This window comes from Streptomyces sp. NPDC090106, assembly GCF_044747265.1.
Classification (GTDB): domain Bacteria; phylum Actinomycetota; class Actinomycetes; order Streptomycetales; family Streptomycetaceae; genus Streptomyces.
In genome coordinates, this window is sequence record NZ_JBIVDS010000007.1 from 172188 (window position 1) to 190533 (window position 18346).

Annotated in this window: 15 protein-coding genes; 9 read left to right on the forward strand and 6 right to left on the reverse strand. The window is 72.4% G+C overall.

The genetic code is table 11. The annotated features are described in order from the left end of the window. Nucleotides 1-348: 348 nt before the first annotated feature. The 4 genes from ACIPSE_RS23510 to ACIPSE_RS23525 form a co-directional block, all read right to left on the reverse strand. Nucleotides 349-1305 (reverse strand): MurR/RpiR family transcriptional regulator, encoded by a 957-nt coding sequence (locus ACIPSE_RS23510; protein ID WP_401665255.1) that lies wholly within the window; start codon nt 1303-1305, stop codon nt 349-351. 84 nt (nt 1306-1389) lie between these two features. Further along, a complete protein-coding gene (locus ACIPSE_RS23515; RefSeq protein WP_401665256.1) occupies nt 1390-3090 on the reverse strand; it encodes an ArnT family glycosyltransferase in 1701 nt (566 codons plus the stop codon). A gap of 92 nt (nt 3091-3182) precedes the next feature. Further along, nucleotides 3183-5114 carry a phosphatase PAP2 family protein gene (locus tag ACIPSE_RS23520; protein WP_401665257.1) on the reverse strand — a complete coding sequence of 644 codons (1932 nt, stop codon included), beginning with the start codon at nt 5112-5114 and terminating at the stop codon, nt 3183-3185. A gap of 105 nt (nt 5115-5219) precedes the next feature. Then, entirely contained in the window at nt 5220-6119 is a 900-nt protein-coding gene (locus ACIPSE_RS23525; protein ID WP_401665258.1) for an N-acetylglucosamine kinase, read from the reverse strand. Between the two features lie 274 nt (nt 6120-6393). On the opposite strand from ACIPSE_RS23525, the gene ACIPSE_RS23530 reads away from it, so the two are divergent. The 5 genes from ACIPSE_RS23530 (at nt 6394) to ACIPSE_RS23550 (ending at nt 12803) form a co-directional block, all read left to right on the forward strand. Further along, nucleotides 6394-7554: an ROK family protein gene (locus tag ACIPSE_RS23530; protein WP_401665260.1), complete on the forward strand. Its 1161-nt coding sequence runs from the start codon at nt 6394-6396 to the stop codon at nt 7552-7554. A 276-nt stretch (nt 7555-7830) separates the two neighbouring features. Continuing rightward, nucleotides 7831-9153, forward strand: a complete 1323-nt coding sequence (locus tag ACIPSE_RS23535; RefSeq protein ID WP_401665261.1) for an ABC transporter substrate-binding protein — start codon at nt 7831-7833, stop codon at nt 9151-9153. 124 nt (nt 9154-9277) lie between these two features. Continuing rightward, a complete protein-coding gene (locus ACIPSE_RS23540) occupies nt 9278-10195 on the forward strand; it encodes a carbohydrate ABC transporter permease (protein ID WP_401665262.1) in 918 nt (305 codons plus the stop codon). Next, the gene (locus ACIPSE_RS23545; protein ID WP_401665263.1) at nt 10192-11088 is read left to right on the forward strand and encodes a carbohydrate ABC transporter permease; all 897 of its coding nucleotides are present in this window, start codon (nt 10192-10194) and stop codon (nt 11086-11088) included. Before ACIPSE_RS23540 ends, ACIPSE_RS23545 begins: the two co-directional genes overlap by 4 nt. Before the next feature lie 2 nt (nt 11089-11090). Beyond that, entirely contained in the window at nt 11091-12803 is a 1713-nt protein-coding gene (locus ACIPSE_RS23550) for a hypothetical protein (protein ID WP_401665265.1), read from the forward strand. Nucleotides 12804-12911: 108 nt separating this feature from the next. Here ACIPSE_RS23550 and ACIPSE_RS23555 read toward each other — a convergent pair whose 3' ends face one another. Beyond that, complete coding sequence (locus tag ACIPSE_RS23555; protein ID WP_401665267.1) at nt 12912-13562, reverse strand: nucleoside/nucleotide kinase family protein; 651 nt, start codon at nt 13560-13562, stop codon at nt 12912-12914. A gap of 92 nt (nt 13563-13654) precedes the next feature. Here ACIPSE_RS23555 and ACIPSE_RS23560 point away from each other — a divergent pair, with 92 nt between their 5' ends. The 4 genes from ACIPSE_RS23560 to ACIPSE_RS23575 all read left to right on the forward strand — a co-directional run bounded on the left by ACIPSE_RS23560 (nt 13655) and on the right by ACIPSE_RS23575 (nt 17380). Beyond that, nucleotides 13655-14050 (forward strand): YybH family protein, encoded by a 396-nt coding sequence (locus ACIPSE_RS23560; RefSeq protein WP_401665268.1) that lies wholly within the window; start codon nt 13655-13657, stop codon nt 14048-14050. A gap of 140 nt (nt 14051-14190) precedes the next feature. After that, a complete protein-coding gene (locus ACIPSE_RS23565) occupies nt 14191-15129 on the forward strand; it encodes a lysylphosphatidylglycerol synthase domain-containing protein (protein ID WP_401665270.1) in 939 nt (312 codons plus the stop codon). A gap of 96 nt (nt 15130-15225) precedes the next feature. Beyond that, nucleotides 15226-16080, forward strand: coding sequence for a proteasome subunit beta (prcB, locus tag ACIPSE_RS23570; RefSeq protein ID WP_401665272.1), 855 nt, complete (start codon nt 15226-15228; stop codon nt 16078-16080). A 130-nt stretch (nt 16081-16210) separates the two neighbouring features. Next, nucleotides 16211-17380: a HoxN/HupN/NixA family nickel/cobalt transporter gene (locus tag ACIPSE_RS23575; protein ID WP_401665274.1), complete on the forward strand. Its 1170-nt coding sequence runs from the start codon at nt 16211-16213 to the stop codon at nt 17378-17380. A 6-nt stretch (nt 17381-17386) separates the two neighbouring features. Here ACIPSE_RS23575 and ACIPSE_RS23580 read toward each other — a convergent pair whose 3' ends face one another. After that, nucleotides 17387-18346: a hypothetical protein gene (locus ACIPSE_RS23580; protein WP_401665276.1), complete on the reverse strand. Its 960-nt coding sequence runs from the start codon at nt 18344-18346 to the stop codon at nt 17387-17389.

Consider the following 18346-nt stretch of genomic DNA (forward strand, 5'->3'; position numbering starts at 1 on the left):
GCGCTCGCGCAGGCGAGGCCCGAGGAACACCCGGCATGCCGACGCGGGTAGGTGACGGCGGTGACGGGTGTCCGTGCGGGGGCCCGGGCAGCGGACGGCGCCGGCGCGGCGGAAGGTGCGGCGTGCGCATGGGCGGACCGTCGGCTTTCTACGGGCGGAGGCGGAGACGGGGACGGGGGTGCGGAACGGGACCCGGGAGCGGCCGGGTGGCGATCCGTTGAGAAGTATTTATATATGCCGTCCGGTTTGCAAGACGTATGAAAACATTCATGTGTGATGTGATGCGAATGATCCCTTTGGGGCAGGTTCGTCTGGTGTGGCCGAAGGGCCGGGAAGCGGCGACGGAGGTCAGTCGCGCAGGAAGAACTGGTGCTGGTCGGAGATCTGCTCGTACTCCTCCAGGCGTGCCTGGGTGCGCTCGGGGTCGGCGTCCGTCATGGCCTGGAGCAGCGCGGAGGCCATCACGCCGGGCGCGGCGTAGGAGTCGAAGACCAGCCGGGAGCCGGTGCCGGTGGCGAACACGACGTCGGCCTCGTCGGCCACCGGGCCGAGCGCCAGGTCGGTGATGAGGGCGACCTTGAGCCCCGCGCTGCGCGCGACCCGCACCGCCGTCAGGGTCTCCTGTGCGTGCCGGGGCATCGAGAACGCCAGCACCCAGGTGCCGCCCGCCTCGCGGGACTGCAGCAGCGCGTCGTAGGCGACGCTGCCGCCCAGCGTCACCAGCCGCACGTCGGGGTGGACGCGGCGCGCGGCGTAGGCGAAGTACTCCGCGAGGGACACCGAGATGCGCAGCCCGAGGACGGTCAGCGGCGTCGACCGGGACAGTTCGCGGCCGACGTCGATGACCTGGTCCGGGTCGGCGAAGTCACGCCGCAGGTTCTCCAGGTTCTCGATCTCGGCGTCGACGGCGGCCTGGAGTTCGTTGCCCCGCGTCTCCTCGGCCGCGACGGGCCCGCTCGCCAGGGTGCCCAGGGCGATGGACTGGAGCTTCTCGCGCAGCGCCGGGTAGCCGCTGAAGCCGACCGCCGCCGCGAAGCGGGTCACCGAGGGCTGGCTGACCCCCACCCGGTCGGCGAGATCGGTGATCGACAGGAACGCCGCCTCGGTGAGGTGCTCGATCAGGTACTGGGCGATGCGCCGCTGTCCCGGCGACAGCCTGGGCCGGTCGAAAAGGGTCCTGATCTGGGAAGTCGGTGCCGCCTCGGCCTCCGGGGCCGACTTGCCCGAAGTGATCGCGGATGCCTGTGCGCGCGTCTGTTGCTCCGACGGCGGCGATGGCGCGGGAGCGCCTCCTTTGTCTTCCACAGTGCCTCAACATAGCCCACACACCGTTGTGACCAGCGGCTGCGCAGGGGCGCCGAGGGCCCGGTGAGCACACGATCAATTCGCTCACGAGTGGTTTCGAGTGCCCGTCACGGAATCCGGCCGATAGATGGTGATCGAATATCCGACATGGTCGATCGAACGGCTTCTCTCGATCAGTTCGGCGAGCCGGCCCTTGGCCTTCGCGGCCGAGGAGTCGGACACCACCAGCAGCCCCCGCACCCGCCGCGGGTCGACCTTGCGCGGGTCCGACGCCCTGATCCCGTAGTACGACGGCACCCCGCTGCCCTTGTAGACCAGCCACACCCGCTGCCCCGGATAACGGTGCCGCAGCCGGTCGGCCAGCCGCCCGAGGTCCTGCCCCCAGTCGACGTTCGAGTCGTGCAGCCGCAGCCGTGTCTTGTCGGGACCGCCGAACGCTTCGTTGGAGTACGGCAGATAGAAGGGGAAGGCGCGCAGCGAGCTGACGGCGACGAACAGCACCAGCGCCCCGGCCACCGCACCCGTCCGGCGCCCGCGCAGGACGAGCAGGCACCCGGCCGCCACCGCCAGGAACATCGGCATGAACACCGCGTACCGGGTCCCCAGGTCCCGCGCACCGGTCATCGCCGCGAGCAGCAGCACCGCCGAGGGCAGCAGCAGATAGGGCGCGGCGGGCCGCACCCGCCGTACCGCCAGGACCGTGACCGAGCCCGCCGCCCACAGGGCGAGCATCCCGAGCGGCGTCTTCACCAGCAGCGCGACCGGCAGGTAGTACCAGAGGGAGCCGGTGTACACCCGTCCGAACAGGAAGCCCTGCCAGGGGTAGTTCTCGAAGCCGAACTGCACCCGCATTCCGTCCCGGTAGGCCTCGGGGAACGGCGACAGAGCGACCAGCAGCCCGCGCAGACCGTGCACGACCGGGATGTGCTGACGCGGCGTCCACCGCAGCCGCGGATCGACCACGAGATACGTCAGCCAGACGACGGCCACGGCCACGACCGCCACCCCGCACACCGCGCAGGCCGCCCGCACCAGAGCCCGGCGCCGGTCCCGCGCGCCCCCGGCCCGCCACACCGACCAGGCGGCGAGACCCAGCAGCACCGGCACCACGGCCAGTGCGCTCATCCTCGTCGCGAGCGCCGCTCCGACCGCCGCCCCGGCGAGCGGCAGGTACAGCCGGGGCCGCAGCCGCGCCCGCCACAGCAGCCACGCGGCCGTCAGTATGAAACCGGCCGCGGGCACGTCGAGGGTCGCCAGCGAGCCGTGCGCGATGACGTCGGGGGAGAACGCGTACAGCGCGAGCGCCGCCGACCCGCCGACGCGGCCCGCGAGTTCACGTGCGAAGGCGAACACCACCAGACCGAACGCCAGGGTCAGCGCGATCACCGGCAGCCGCGCCCACAGCATCAGCCGCCAGGGGTCGTTGCCCGACCCGTACAGCAGATGACGGCCCGTCTCGCCCTGGTCGCCGGTGAAGGAGGAGTCGTAGTGCGGGTCGGCGACGGCCACGCCGAGCGCGATGACGAGCTTGCCCAGCGGCGGATGCTCGGGGTTGTGCAGGACACGGTGCTCGTGCAGGTACTCCGCCGCCGTGCCGACGTACACGGGTTCGTCGATGGTCGGGGTCTGCTCCACGGCGGTCGTCACCATCGCGACGGCCATCTGCGCGAGCAGGACGCCCACCAGGAGCGGTGTCAGCCATCGCCGGGCCCGGGGCAGTGCTCGTGCGGGCGGCTCCGACGGGAGGGGCCGGTCCAGGACCGGCAGCTGTTCACGTGCCATCATCCGTCCCGCGACGACATGGCACCGGCGGGGGCGGAAGGGATGCCGGGGCGCGTCATGCGCCTACTGTGCACCAGCTCCCGCCCCCGGGAGCGTCACCGCTTCACGAGTCGTACCGACAGACCGTCCGCCGTGTAGACGGGTACGGCGCGCAGCGTCGCGGAGTTCAGCTCGATCCGGTCGAACCGGCCGCGCAGCCCCTGGGCGGCCAGCACCCGGACCGTGCGTCCGGCCGTCGGCGGGTGCTCGGTGTCGAGGGTGAGCGAGAGCACGCTGCCCGCGCCGAGGAGCGCGCGCCGGGTCACCTCCAGGGCCGGCTCGTGGCCCGAGCGCAGGGTCATGGCGAGCGTGCCGTTCTCCTGGCTGTAGGAGCCGTGCACCTGGGCGGACGCGTCGAGCCGCAGCGTTCCGCCGCCGACCCGGACCTCGCCGTGGCCGAGCGCGTGCGCGGAGGCCGCGGCCAGCACGCCCTGCTTCACGACGGTGCCGCCCGTGTACCGGTTGCGTCCGGTCAGGGTGAGCGTGCCGGAGCCGCGCTTGGTGAGGCCGCCGGCGCCGTCGATGTCGTTGCGCCAGGCGTCGGCCGCCGAGAAGCCGCCCGCCGCCGCGTCCAGCGTCACGGTCACGTCGGACTCGAAGGAGCCGTAACCGTCCGCCGCCGCGAACAGGTTGAGGCGGCCCCACTGCTCGAAGCCGTCGAGGAGGACGTACCCGGAGGGCAGCGCGGTCGAGCGCAGCACCTCGCGGCGCTGCCGCGCCGTCAGATACGGCAGTCGCGTCTCCAGCAGCACCTCGGCGCCCTTGGGCACGGTCAGCGGGGTGCTGCGGCCCTTGCGGGTGAGGACGTACGTCAGCCGGGGCTCGACGCCGCGGGCGTTGGCCTCGCGGTCGGCGTAGGGGTCGGAGGCGTCGGAGTGGGCGTGGGCGTAGAGGGTGTCCGCCGTGCTGCCCGTCCGCTCCTCGAAGTACGCGAGGGCCTGCGCCCGGGCCGCGGCCTTGAGGGCGGCGTTCGCGGGGTCGGCGAGTGCGGCGGCGGCCAGCGCCGTCGCCATCACCCGGCCGCCCAGCACGTCGACCGTCGAGTGCATGCCGGACATGATCCGGCTGTGGCTCAGCTCGAACGCCCGGGTCACCAGCTCCTGGAACCGCTCCGGCACGGCGTAGGCGTACGCCAGCGCCGCCAGGTGGAAGGCGTTGGTGTGGCCGCTGGGGAAGCCGCCGTCGTCGGCCGCGGCGGTGCCGCGCTGCCACAGCAGCTGCGGGGCGACGATCACGGCGGAGTCGTAGACGGGGAAGCCGAGCGCGTCGGTCCTCCCCGTGTCGACGACCTGGCTGCGCTCGTTCATCCGCCACGGACGCGGGTACTGGAAGGCGTACTTGGCCGGATTGCCGGAGGCGTACGGGCCGCGGACCGTGTCGACGAGCAGGGCGACCTTGCCGAGCTCCGAGTCGTAGGAGCCCGCGCCGAGCGCGGAACCGGCGGGGGCGTCCGCGGGCAGGGTGTCGCTGATCTTGCCCGACGGGGTGCCGTCCGGGGCCGAGGTGATCGAGGTGACCGCCTTGGCGCCCGAGCGGTACAGGTCGGCGAGCGGGCCGAGCGCCCCGATCATCGCGTAGCTCTGGTGCTGGCGGTCGTAGAGGAACGCCTCCTTGGCCTGCGCGTCGGTGCGGGCCGCCGTGAGGCGGGCGCAGTAGCGCATGTTGGCGCGGAGCACCTCGGGCAGCAGCGGCGTGCCGGTGTTCCAGGCGTCGCCGGTCTTCCAGATCGCGGCGAAGCCGCCGAGGGCCCGGACGACCGCGTTGGTCTCGGGCGTCAGGTTCGTGAGCACGTTGCTCTGGTAGTCGTCGACGAACGCGGCGTACGACGTCGCGGCCTTGGCGCTCGTGGCGGACACCAGCGAAGCGAGCGTCGGGGCGGCCAGCACGCCGGCCGTGGCGCCCAGCGAGGTCCGCAGGAAGCCCCTTCGGTTCACGGCGTGTTCACTGACCGGGGAGTGCGAGCGGTGCCCGGCGGCGGAGGACGGCATACGTCTGCCTCTCTGGAGTTCTTCGGCCGTGGAGGCCGGGGGAGTAGAGCGAAGATCTACGGGCGGTCCGTGTCGGGACCGGGTGGGCGCGGCGTCCGGCGGGTGTCATACGAATGAACGCGCCAGCGCCACCGCACCCTCGACGGGGGCCGCGCGCAGAGGCTGTGTCCGGGCTGTCGGAACCCTGTCCGCGAGCGCGGTCACGAAGGCGTCGTACAGGAGCGGCTGGGCGAGGATCGTGCCGCCCGCCACCACCACGTCGTCGACCGGGACACCGCGTGCGGCGAGCCGTTCGACGAGTGCGGCCAGGGCCGTGCCGCCGTCGTCGATCACCGTGCGGGCGAGCCGTGAACCGGCCTGCGCGGCGGTGAAGACGACGGGGGCGTGCCGGCCCCACTCGGCGGAGATGTCCCGGGCGGCCTCCAGCGCCGCGCCGATGGCGGGCACTTCGGGGACACCGAGCGAGGCGACGAGTCCGTGCGCGAGGGCGTCGGGCTCCTCGCCGCGGTCATGGGCGGCCCATACGGCGCGCGCGGCCTCGCGGACGAGTCCGGCCGCGGCGCCCTCGTCGCCGAGGGCCGCGCCCCAGCCGCCGACCTGCACCACGGTGCCGTCGGCAAGGCGGCCGACGGCGACCGAACCGGTGCCGGCGACGATCCCCGCGCCCTTGGCCAGCCCCGCGGCGGGCACGAGGAGTTCGGCGTCGCCGACGACCAGCGCGGGCGCGTCGAAGTGGAGTTGCAGAGCGGTGCGGATCTGGGCGCACTGCCTGGGGGTCTCGCAGGCGTGTCCGCCCACGGCCAGCGCGGCGGGGCGTGCTCCGGTCGGGAGGGCCTGCGCGGTCAGCGCCGCCAGCCAGCCCGCGGCGGCCACGGGGTCGTGCGGCCGCCAGCCGCTGCTGCTGCGGACGTGGTCGGCGACCTGGGTGTCACCGGCGAGCGCGCGCAGATGTGTCTTGGTGCCGCCCACATCGATACCGACCACCAGGGGCGCGGATTCCTGCACGGGTCCTCTTTCGTCGTTGCGTCGTGCTGCGACGGCGGGCGAACCGTGCCGGGGAAGGGCGGTTGAGGGGGCGGTGCTGGAACGTGAAAGAACTAGGGAAGCCCCGGGACGGGCCTCTGAGCGGACCACGGCAGGCGAGTACCGTGACGTTCGTTAGGAAGTTAACTAACGAAGTACAGTGCGTCAAGAGCCTTACCGTCGCCGTATCCCGACGATCCGATCGCGCAGGATATGCGTGAGATCAGGACGATCGAACGAACCGGGAGAGCGGCCCATGACCCGTGGGGGAACTGTGGAACACGACGTGGCAATCGCCCCCCGCCTGACCGAGAGCGCCGGCGCTGTCTTCGCCGTCCTCGCCGAGGCGGGCACCGCGACCCGCCCGCAGCTGGCCAGTCTCGCCCGGCTGTCCAAGCCGACGGTGTCCTCGGCCGTCGCCGAACTGGAGGGCTTCGGGCTCGCCGCGCACTCCGGGACCGCCTCCAGCGGCACGGGACGCAACGCCGCCGTCTACCGGCTCGGCCCGGCCGCCGGAGCCGTCCTCGCCGTCGACCTGGGCCCGGCCGTCACCCGGGTGCGCGGCTGCGCCCTGGACGGCACCCTGCTGGCCGAGGCGACCGGCTCGCGCGAGGACGCCGCCGCCGTCGTCCGCGGCGCGCTCCTCGACCTGCCCTGCGACGCTCCGCTGCGCACCATCGTGGTCGCGGTCGGTGACGTCACCGAACGGCAGGAGGGCGCCGGGATGCGGCCCGCCACCGCCAAGGCCGGACCGGTCTTCGACGCGGTGGCGGTGGTGCTGCCCGGCGGCGTGCCGGTGCACCTGGAGAACAACGTCAACTGCGCCGCCCTCGCCGAACTGCACGAGGGCGCCGCCCGGGGCCGCACCACCTTCGGCTATCTGCGGATCGGCGTCGGTGTCGGTCTCGGCATAGTCGTCGGCGGCCGGGTGCTGCGCGGGGCGAACGGCGCCGCGGGTGAGCTCGCCCGGCTGCCCTACCCCTGGGACGACGACGTGGCACCCCGGCACGAGGCGCTGGAGACCTACATCGGCTCCCGCGCGCTGCTCAGACGGGCCGCGGAGCTGTGGGGGGACGACGACGGGCCGCGCCCGCGCGGGGCCGACCGGCTCTTCGCGCTGGCCGGGCGGGGGCACGCCGCCGCCCGGGCCGTCGTCGACCGGCACGCCGCGGACGTGGGCCGCCTGGCCGCCGCCGTGACGGCGGTCCTGGACCCGGGGCTGCTCGTGCTGGGCGGCAGCACGGGCGCCGATCCCCAGTTGCTGCCCGGAGTACGGGCCGAGCTGGGCCGGCTGAGCTGGCCGACCGAGGTGGTGAGCTCGACCGTGGGGGAACTCGGCACCGTCGTGGGCGCCGCCCGGCTCGCCGTGGCCCGGGGAGTCCAAACCGTGACCGAGGCCGTGGTGACGAGGCATTGACGGCTTCGGACTCGATCTGCCAATGTCCGGACAAGCGCTTTCTACGTCGGCCGGGACGCCGACTCCGGGTGAGCCTTCAGCCCGTACGCGATGTACGGCGACCGCACTAGGGCGTGCTTGTGCGACTCCGGCCGGGACGGCCGGGGATCCCACCCGGCGAGGCGACACGGCCGGGCGAGGCCGTGCCCCCTTCGAAAGCGAAATCTTCCGCAAAATGCACCCGTGCCGCCTTGGCCGGCGCCGTGCTTCTTCCGCTACGAAGAAAAGGGATTGAAGATGACCACTGTGGGTGTGCGGCGATCTCGCCGTCTCGGCCGCGGCGGCATGCGCCGCCTCGTTCCGCTCGCTGCCGCGGTCTCGGCCGGAGCCCTGCTCCTGTCCGCCTGCGGGTCGGGTTCCGACTCCGGCGGCACGTCCAAGTCGCTGACGTTCTGGATCTCCACGGTCCCGGGTCAGGACGCGGGCTGGAAGAAGATGGTCGCCGCGTACAAGAAGGAAACCGGCGTCTCCATCAAGCTCGTCAACATCCCCTACGACGGGTACAACACCAAGCTGCACAACGCGGCGCAGGCCAACTCCCTGCCCGACGTCGCCGCCGTGCCGCAGCTGGACCCCATCTGGTCGAGCAAGCTGATCGACCTCAAGTCGATCGCGAACAACGAGACCAACAAGATCAACAAGACGTTCGTCGCGAAGGACTCGTCCGGGAAGGTGCTCGCCATCCCCTCGGACGTCACCGCGTCCGGTCTGTTCATCAACAAGTCGCTGTTCGAGAAGGCCGGCGTCGACGTGCCGGCCACGCCCAGCGACACCTGGACCTGGACCGAGTTCATCGCGGCCGCGAACAAGGTCCGCGAGAAGACCGGCGCCAAGTACTCCCTCACCTTCGACCAGTCGCCGTCCCGGCTGCGCGCCATGGTCTACGAGCTCGGCGGCCAGTACGTCCACGCCGACGACTCCGGCACGTTCTCCGTCGACGCGGCGACCAAGAAGGCCGTGAAGTACTTCGTCGGCCTCAACGACAACAAGGTCATGCCGAAGTCGGTGTGGACCAGCGGCGCCGACCCGTCCGCCATGTTCCAGAGCGGTGACGTCGTCGCCTACTGGTCCGGCGTGTGGCAGGTCGCCTCCTTCGCGGACAGCATCAAGAAGTTCGAGTGGGCGAGCGTCCCCACCCCCGCCGAGCCGGTCCAGGCCAGCGACGTGAACAGCGGCGGCCTGGTCGTCGGCTTCAACAACAACGGTGACGCGTCCGCCGCCGCCACCAAGTTCCTGTCCTGGCTGTACGAGCCGGACCACTACCGCGAGCTCTGCGAGACCTCCGGCTTCCTGCCCGTCGAGAGCGGCCTGAACCCGGAGTACCCCTTCGAGTCGGAGGCGGCGCAGGCGGCGTTCAAGCTCTACAACGAGGAGATCCCGCTCTACGACCCGATCTCCGGCTACTTCAACACCGCGCAGACCAACTGGGTGCTGAAGGGCAAGAGCCTCACCGAGGACCCGACCAAGACGGAACTCGGCAAGGCCATCAACGGCCAGCAGTCCTCCGACGAGGCACTGCAGAACATCGTGGACGGCTACAACCAGCAGGTCGGCGGCTGATCGTGCGCCACCGGGTCCGGGCGGCGGGAACGAGACCCCGCCGCCCGGACCCGGGGCCCCGCACGACGCCGGGCTCAGGGACCGAGCCCACCGCAATCCACCTCACCAGCACGGAGTCAGCAAGATGACCAAACGCGCCTCGGACGTGTCCGCGAGCCCGCCCAGGACCAGGAGACGCAACAAGTACACCCTCGCGCCACTCGTCCTCATCGCGGCCAATGTCGTACTCTTCGCGCTGTTCTTCGTCTGGCCGGCGGTGATCGGGCTCGTCTACTCCTTCACGAACTACACGGGCGTCGGGGCGTTCCAGTTCGTCGGACTGGACAACTACGCGAACCTGGTCGGCGACTCCACCTTCTACGACGCGCTGCTGCGGACGCTGCTGTACACCGTGCTCGTCGTGCCCCTGAACTTCGCGCTGTCGCTGCTCATCGCCAACCTGGTCGTGAGCAAGATGGCCAAGGGCGCCTCGGTGGCCCGGGTCGTGTTCTTCATCCCCTGGCTCATCTCGCCCATCGTCGTGGGCGTCCTGTGGCGCTGGCTGTTCGGTGAGAACTTCGGCCTGATCAACTACGTCATCGAGAAGCTCGGCGGCAGCGCGATCGCCTGGCAGTCCAACGCGGACCTCTCCCTCGGCGTGGTCGTCATGGCCGGCGCCTGGTGGGGAACGGCCTTCTCGATGCTGCTGTTCATCGCCGCCATCAAGAACGTGCCCACCTCGTACTACGAGGCCGCCTCCCTCGACGGCGCGGGCCCCTGGCGCCAGTTCGTCAGCATCACGCTGCCGAGCATCGCGCCCACCTCGTTCATCGTGATCCTGCTCAACACGATCAACGCGATGAAGGAGTACCCGCTCTTCCTCGCCCTCAACAACGGCGGACCGGGCACCTCGAACAACCTGCTGGTCCAGTACATCTACCAGACCGGTTTCAAGTCGGGCCAGATCGGCTACGCGAGCGCCGCGTCGTTCGTGCTCATGCTCATCCTGATGGCCGTCGCGATTATCCAGCTGATGGTCAACCGGCGGATGGAGAACCGATGACCACCACAGACACGCCGCGCAAGGTCGACGCCGGCTCCGTGAAAGCCCCGTCGAAGAGACGGCCCGGTGCCAAGGGCGGGCTGCGGAGCGCGGTGTCCGCGACGACACTGCTGTGGATCCTGGCCGCCCTGTACGGGCTCCCGGTGGCGTGGTTCGTCCTCAGCTCCTTCAAGCCGGCCAGCGACCTGTTCTCGCTGCCGCTGACGGTGCTCCCGCACGACCCCACCCTGTCGGGGTACAAGGAGGCGTGGGACAGCGCCAACTTCTCGCAGTACTTCATCAACACCGCCTTCGTGTGCGTGGTCACCACGGTCCTCACCGTGGGCGCCAGCTGCTGCACCGGCTACGCGCTGGCGAAGTACGACAACAAGTGGCTCAAGTTCTTCTTCCTGTGCATCCTCGCCACCACGATGCTGCCGTCCGAGGTCATGCTCGCCCCCGAGTTCCTGGTCGTCCGCGACCTCGGCCTCTACAACTCCTTCGGCGGCATCATCCTCCCGGCGGTGCTCACCGCCACCGGCTGCTTCATGTTCCGCCAGTTCTTCCTGACGGTCCCCGACGAACTCATCGAGGCCGCCCGCATCGACGGCGCCCGTGAACTGTCGATCTTCCTGCGGATCATGGTGCCGATCTCCCGGCCCATCATGCTGACGCTCGCCATCCTGTCCTTCCAGTGGCGCTGGAACGACTACATCTGGCCGTTGCTGATGCTGAACGACCCGGAGAAGTTCACCGTGCAGATCGGCATCCAGAGCCTCGTCGGCGCGCAGAACATCAACTGGTCGGTCCTGCTGGGCGGATCGGTCATCTCGATGATCCCGCTGATCGCCGTCTTCCTGGTGTTCCAGCGGTACGTCATGAACGCCGACATCAACGCCGGACTGAAGGACTGACCTTGCCTGTCCCGCACGACCACGCGTTCGTCCGGTCGGTGGCCCGCGCCGCCGACCGGACGGCCGTCCCGCTGACCGCCGCCCCCGACACCGTTCCCACCGGGGTCACCCACCGGGCCCTGGCCCACCGGGTGAAGACCCTGGTCGCCGCCCACCGCTCCCCGGAATCGGCCCTGCACGGCAGCGACCGCGCCGCCACCGCCGCCCTGGCCCATCTCCGCGCCCTGCGGGCCGCGCAGACCGCCACCGGACTGTTCGCCGGCGGCGACAACGTGCAGTCACCGCCGGACTCCGGGTTCACCGTCAACGACGTGTGCGACGCCCACGTCCTGGCCGCCGGCGGGGGACCGGACCTCGGTGACGTCACCGCCGCGCTCGCCGAGATCGCCGGCGCCGCCACCGACAGCCTCCTCACCGGCGGGGTGCACACCCCCAACCACCGCTGGGAACTGTCCGCGGCCCTGGCCCGGCTGCACCGTTCCTTCCCCGACCCACGGCTCCTGGCCCGCGTCGAGGAGTGGCTCTCCGAGGGCGTAGACATCGACGCGGAGGGCCTGTACTCGGAACGCAGCGCCAACTACGCCGCCCACGTGTCCAACCCGTCGCTGCTGCTGCTGGCCGAGGTCCTCGGCCGCGCCGACCTGCTCGACGCCGTCGCCCGCAACCTCACCGCCACCCTCGACCTCATCAGGCCGGACGGCACGGTCGAGACCGTCCACTCCCGGCGCCAGGACCAGTACGCCCCCTTCCCCCTCGCGCCCTACCTGCCGCACTACCGGCTCCTCGCCGTGCGCACCGGACGCGGCGACCTCGCCCGCGCGGCCCGCCTCGCGGCCGAGGGCGGCATCGACGACCCCGACCTGCTCGCCCAGAGCCTCCTCACCCCCGACCTGTGCCGCCCCCTGCCGGCCCCGGCCGAGGAGACCCTCCCGCGCGCCTCGTACCTGCCCACCGCCCGCCTCGCCGCGCACGCCTCGGCGACCGCGCACACCGTGGTGTACGGCGGCTCCGACGTGCCCGCACAGCGGCGCATCCGCTCCGGGCTCGCCTGCAACCCCACCTTCCTGCGCCTGTTCGCCGGAGAGGCCGTCCTCGACGCGGTCCGCCTCTCGCGCGGGTTCTTCGACCTCGGCCCGTTCCGCGCCGACGGCATGCGCCGCCTCGCCGACGACCACTACGCACTCACCCAGACCCTCACCGCCGCCTACTACCAGCCCCTCCCGAAGGAGCTGCGGCGCGAGGACGGCGACTACCGGCTGGTCGACGAGGGACGCTTCTCGGCCGCGATGGCCTTCGACGAACGCCCCCGCGACGACGTCTCCCACACGACCCGCGTCGACGTACGGCTCCGCGACGACGGCGCCGACCTCCGCGTCGACATCAGCGGACCCCGGGCGCCCTGGGCCCTCGAACTGACCTTCCGGCCGGGCGGCACCGTCGAGGGCGCCCTGCCCCTGGACGACACCCGCTGGTGCCTGACCACCGGAACGGCCGCCTACCGGGCCGGCGACGACGAGATCCGCGTCACCGTCGACGTCGAGGCGGGCGAGCCCCTCGCCGGACCGGACCGCCCCGACGTGCTGCGCTACGACCCGGGCCAGGACCACACCGTGGTCGGCGGCACCGACGCGACGACCGGGAACCGCCTCTACCTGGGCGGCCAGGGCCCGCAGACACTGACCGTCTCCCTGCGCGTTCCGGGCGCGCAGGACTGACGCCGGCCGCCGAGGAGCCCCTCGGGCATCCCACGCCCGAGGGCGGCCTCGCCGCGACGGCGCCGGCCGGGACCGGACGCGCGCGGGGCCTCTGCGGCGGATCGGGCCCTACACCGTGTCCAGCACCCCGGCCGGCACGATCAGGTCCGCCCGCTCCCGGGTCGCGGCGACGAGGTCGGCGTTGGGCTGGTCGCTGCGCAGCACCCACGCCACGGCCTCGTCGTGCCCCTTGCCGAACTCCTCGTGCCGGGCGACCAGCCGGCGGATCCGCTCGGCCTCGTCCAGCTCGCAGAACCACACCTCGTCGAGCTGCCCGCGCACCCGGACCCAGGCCCCCGTGCCGAGCAGCAGATAGTTCCCCTCGGTCACCACCAGCCGCGCCGACGGCGGCACCGGCACGGCCCCCGCGAGCGGCTGCTCCAGCACCCGCTCGAAACCCGGCGCGTACACGACGTCGTCGTCCTCCTCCGCGCGCAGCCGGCCCAGCAGCGCCGCGTACCCGGCCGCGTCGAAGGTGGCGGGCGCCCCCTTGCGGTCTCTGAGGCCGAGCCGGTCCAGCTCCACGTCGGCGAGGTGGAAGCCGTCCATGGGCACCTGCGCGACCCACGGCTCCCCGTCCGCGTTCAGGGACCGTACGAGGGTCTCGGCGAGGGTCGTCTTGCCCGCGCCGGGGCTGCCCGCGATGCCCAGGACGGCACGGCGCCCGCCCCGGACCAGGGACCGGGCGCGGCGGAGGAGATCGTCGAAGGGCGGCTGCACACTGGAGAGTGTGCCACCAGGTCACCTGCCGCCGTGCGGGGGCGCAGAACGCCGGTGAGGATGGCGAAGGGACGACAGAGGGAGCCGCCGCCGTGCCCGACGACGCCACACAGATCCGCATCCTGATCACCCGGTGGGCCGACGCCGTCCACCGGGGCGATCTCGACGGCGTCCTCGCCGACCACGCCGAGGACCTCGTCATGTACGACGTCCCGGCACCCCACCACGGCATCCACGGGCTCGCCGCCTACCGCGCGGCCTGGCCCCCCTTCTTCGCCTGGCAGGCATCGGGAGCCTGCTTCGACATCGAGACCCTCGACGTCACCGCCGGCGAGGACGTCGCCTACGCCCACGCGCTGCTGCGCTGCGCGACCCCCGGGGAACTCGCCGCGCACCCCACGCTGCGGCTGCGCCTGACGTTCGGTCTGCGCAAGGAGGACGGGCGCTGGCTCGTCGCGCACGAGCACCACTCGTTCCCGCACGACTGAGCCCCGGCCGTCGTAAGGCACGTGGGCGAACACCGCGCTGCGTCCCCCGGCGACCCGGGTTACTTTGTCCCTGTTTCTCGGGTTGATTCTTCTTGTCGGTCTGTTCGGATGTCCCGGGTGACGGGGAAGGGTGGCGCCGTATGACGTCGGAGCCGGTCGTCGTCGTGGGGCCCGCTCGCCGTCGCGTCTACTGGCAAACCGCCCTCACCCTGGCCGTCCTCGTCGGCGCCGCCTGCCTCGCCCGGCGGCACTGGCCGGTGCTGGAACGCGGGGCCGTGCGGCTCGCCGTCGCCGACCAGGGCTGGCTGCTGGCCGGAGCCGTCGCCGCCGCCGCGACCTGGCTGTGCGCGGCCCTCGCCCAGCAGGGCGCGGTCGTGCGCAGACTGCCCCAAGGACGGCTGGTGGCCACCCAGTTGGCCGCCTGCGCCGCCAACCACCTGCTGCCCGCCGGACTCGGCGCGGGCGCCGTCAACCTCCGCTTCCTCATGCGGTGCGGTCTGCCGGCCGGACGGGCCGCGACCGCCCTCGCCGTCAAGGGCACCGCCGCCGGGGTCGTCCGGGTCGTCCTCGTCGTCGGCCTCGCCACGGCCTGCCCCGGCGTGCTGCGCCTCCCGGACGTCCCCGCCGCCTGGTGGGCCGCCCCGCTCGCCCTGGCCCTGGGCGCGGCCGGCCTCCTCGCCCTGCCCCGCTGCCGCCGGGCCCTCGGGACGGTGCTCGCCGACATCCGGGCCGTGCACGCCCGGCCGCCCCGCGCGGCGGCCCTGTGGGGCGGATCGCTGGCCTTCGCCGCGCTCAACGTCCTCGTGCTGATCGCCGTCGCCCAGGCCGTCGCCCTCGCCCTGCCGCCCACCCGGGTCGCGCTGCTCTACCTCGCCGCCAGCACCGCCGCCGCCCTGCTGCCCACGCCCGGCGGCATCGGCTCCCTCGACGCCGCCCTCGCCCTCGCGCTCGCCGCCGCCGGAGCCCCGGTGACGGCCGCGGCCTCCGCCGTGCTCGGCTACCGGCTGCTGACCATGTGGCTGCCCCTGCTGCCGGGGCTGGTCGTGCTCGGCGTCCTCGTGCGACGCAAGGCGCTGTGACCCGCGCGGTGTTTCCCGCCCGCCCCGTCCAGGTAGGAACACGGAGCACGCGACACGGCCGCCGGCCCGCGGACGGCGCGGACGAGGGGGAGTGCGATGACGGCGAACACGCACGAGGGACGGCTGGGCGACGAGTTCTTCACCCCGGGCACCTCGTCGTTCAACGAGTTCCTGACCGCCCACCGGCCCGACCTGCTGCCCACCCGCCGCCCCTTCCCCGACGGGGTGCGCGCCGCCCCCGACGCGTTCCCGCACGGCACCACCGTGCTCGCCCTCGCCTACCGGGACGGCGTGCTGATCGCCGGCGACCGCAGGGCGACCATGGGCCATCTGATCGCCCAGCGCGACCTGGAGAAGGTGCACCCCGCCGACGACCACACCGCCGTCGCGTTCGCGGGCACCGTCGGCCTCGCCCTGGACATGGTGAAGCTGTACCAGGTCGAGCTGACGCACTTCGAGAAGATCGAGGGCATCCCGATGACCCTCAGCGCGAAGGCGCGCCGCCTCGCGGGCATGATCCGGCAGAACCTCGGCCAGGCCATGCAGGGCCTCGCCGTCGTCCCCCTCCTCACCGGCTACGACGAGCACGCGCCCGAGGGCGAGCGGGGCCGCATCTTCAGCTTCGACGTCGCCGGGGGCCTGTACGAGAAGCGGGACTTCCACGCCGAGGGCTCCGGCTCGCCGTACGCCCGCAGCGCGCTGAAGAAGCTGTTCCACCGGGGCATGTCCCGGCGGGAGGCCGCGCTCGCCGCGCTCCAGGCGCTCTACGACGCGGCGGACGACGACTCCGCGACGGGCGGCCCCGACGTCAACCGCCGGATCTACCCCATCGTCTCGGTCATCACCGAGGCCGGCTTCGAGCGGCTGCCCGAGCCGGAGACCGAGGAACTGGCCCGCGAGACGGTCGCCCAGCGCCGGAGCCGCCCGGACGGCCCGCCCGCCGCACCCTGACCGACCGGCGGTTTTCCCCTCCCGTGGGGAAGACCTGCCACGGCCTTTACTGCACATGACTTGCAGCTGCCGGAGGATGGCACAAGGCTGCTGATCGCGGCCGTACGTCCGAACGAAAGATCCTCCCCCGATGACGGCCGCCCCTGACTCCGCTCCCGCACGCACCATCTCCGGGAGGTGGCGGCGCATCCGCGGCTCGATGACACGCGAGGAGTGGATCAGGGTCGGCGGGATGGCCGCGTTCGTCCTCGCGCTGCACGTCATCGGCTGGTTCACGCTTCTCGCCGTCGTCGCGCCCGGGCACTACAGCATCGGCACCAAGAGCTTCGGCGTCGGCATCGGCGTGACCGCCTACACGCTCGGCATGCGGCACGCCTTCGACGCCGACCACATCGCGGCCATCGACAACACCACCCGCAAGCTGATGGGGGAGGGGCAGCGCCCGCTGTCGGTCGGCTTCTGGTTCTCCCTCGGCCACTCCAGCGTCGTCTTCGGCCTCGCCTTCCTGCTCTCGCTCGGCGTCAAGGCGCTGGCGGGCCCGGTGCGCGACGACGGCTCCCGGCTGCACGACGTCACCGGACTCGTCGGGACGACCGTCTCCGGCACCTTCCTCTACCTCATCGCCGGCATCAACCTCGTCGTCCTCGGCGGCATCTGGAAGGTGTTCCGGCGCATGCGCTCCGGGGACTTCGACGAGGCCGCCCTGGAACAGCAGCTGAACAGCCGCGGCCTCATGAACCGGCTCCTGGGCCGGGTCATGCGGGCCATCACCAGGCCCTGGCAGATGTACCCGCTCGGCCTGCTGTTCGGGCTCGGCTTCGACACCGCCACCGAGGTCGCCCTGCTGGTCCTCGCCGGTTCGGGCGCCGCCTCCGGACTGCCCTGGTACGCGATCCTGTGCCTGCCCGTGCTGTTCGCCGCGGGCATGTCCCTGCTCGACACCGTCGACGGCACCTTCATGAACTTCGCCTACGACTGGGCGTTCTCCAAGCCGGTCCGCAAGGTCTACTACAACCTCACCATCACCGGCCTGTCCGTCGCCGTCGCCCTGCTCATCGGCACCGTCGAACTCCTCGGCCTGCTCGCCGACCGGTTCGCCCTCGACGGCCCCTTCTGGAACTGGATCTCCGGCCTCGACCTCAACACGCTCGGCTTCGTCGTCGTGGGCCTGTTCGTCCTCACCTGGATCGTCGCCGCGCTGGTGTGGAAGCTCGGCCGGGTCGAGGAGAAGTGGACCCGGGACCTGGCCGCCGCTGGGGAGCCGCGGGGCGGCGACGCCGTGGCGGCCCGGCGCCCCTGACGGCCCTCACACCCGCGGCGCCGACTCCCCGCGCCACCGCAGGATCTGCTTCTCCGGATCGCCCAGGTACGACCAGGGCGTCCGGGTGGCCCGGCGTCCCATGAGGTGGAACAACGACTCCGCCATGTCGGTGAGCCCCGCCTGGCACGCCGCGTGCGTCAGGTGGTTGAGGTCGCGCAGCTCACCCGGCGCGAACGCCACCGGTGGACGGTCCGCGATCCACCGCTGCCAGGTCCGGCGCACGTCGCTCACCGCGCCGTCGTGGTCCCAGTGCTGGGCGAACCCCACCGCGGCCCGCCCGCCGTGCGCCGCGTCGAGGGCGTACCGGAACTCCTCGACCCGCGCGTACTGCACGAGGACGGGCAGCGCGCAGCCCTGCGGGGCGGCCCCGGCGGCGTCCCGGGCGAAGTCGTACATCAGCCCGTGGGTGCCGTGCCAGCGCGCCGAGTAGTAGTGCAGGACCTGGAGATGGCCCTCCGTGCTCAACGGGTCGCGCCGGTGCAGCTCGTCCCACCAGCGCGCCAGCTCCTGCCGCCGTACGCCCTTGGGGTAGAGGCGGGCGACGGAGATCAGGGAGATCCACGGCGTGGGGTCCTCCGGGCAGGCCTCGGCCGCCCTCAGACAGCTCAGGACGGCGGTGTCGACGCGCCGCTGGTCGATCGGCACCCCGCGGCCCGCGGCGATCGCCAGGTTGAACGCGCGGACCGTCTCCGTCGCCGCCCGCAGCACCAGCGCGTCGGCGGACCGCGGCTCGGCCGCCAGCCAGGACTCCACCGTCGACCGCGCGGCGCAGGCCTGCGCGAGCAGCCGGACCCGGTGGCCGCGGGCGAGCCGGTCGGGGCCGGTGTCCCGCAGCAGGTCGCGCAGCCCCTGCCAGCGGCCGATGGCGATGTCGTGGCGGGCGTCGGTCAGGGCGGTGTCCCCGCAGTCGGGGTCGAACTCGGGGGTCCAGCGGTCTCTGCTCAT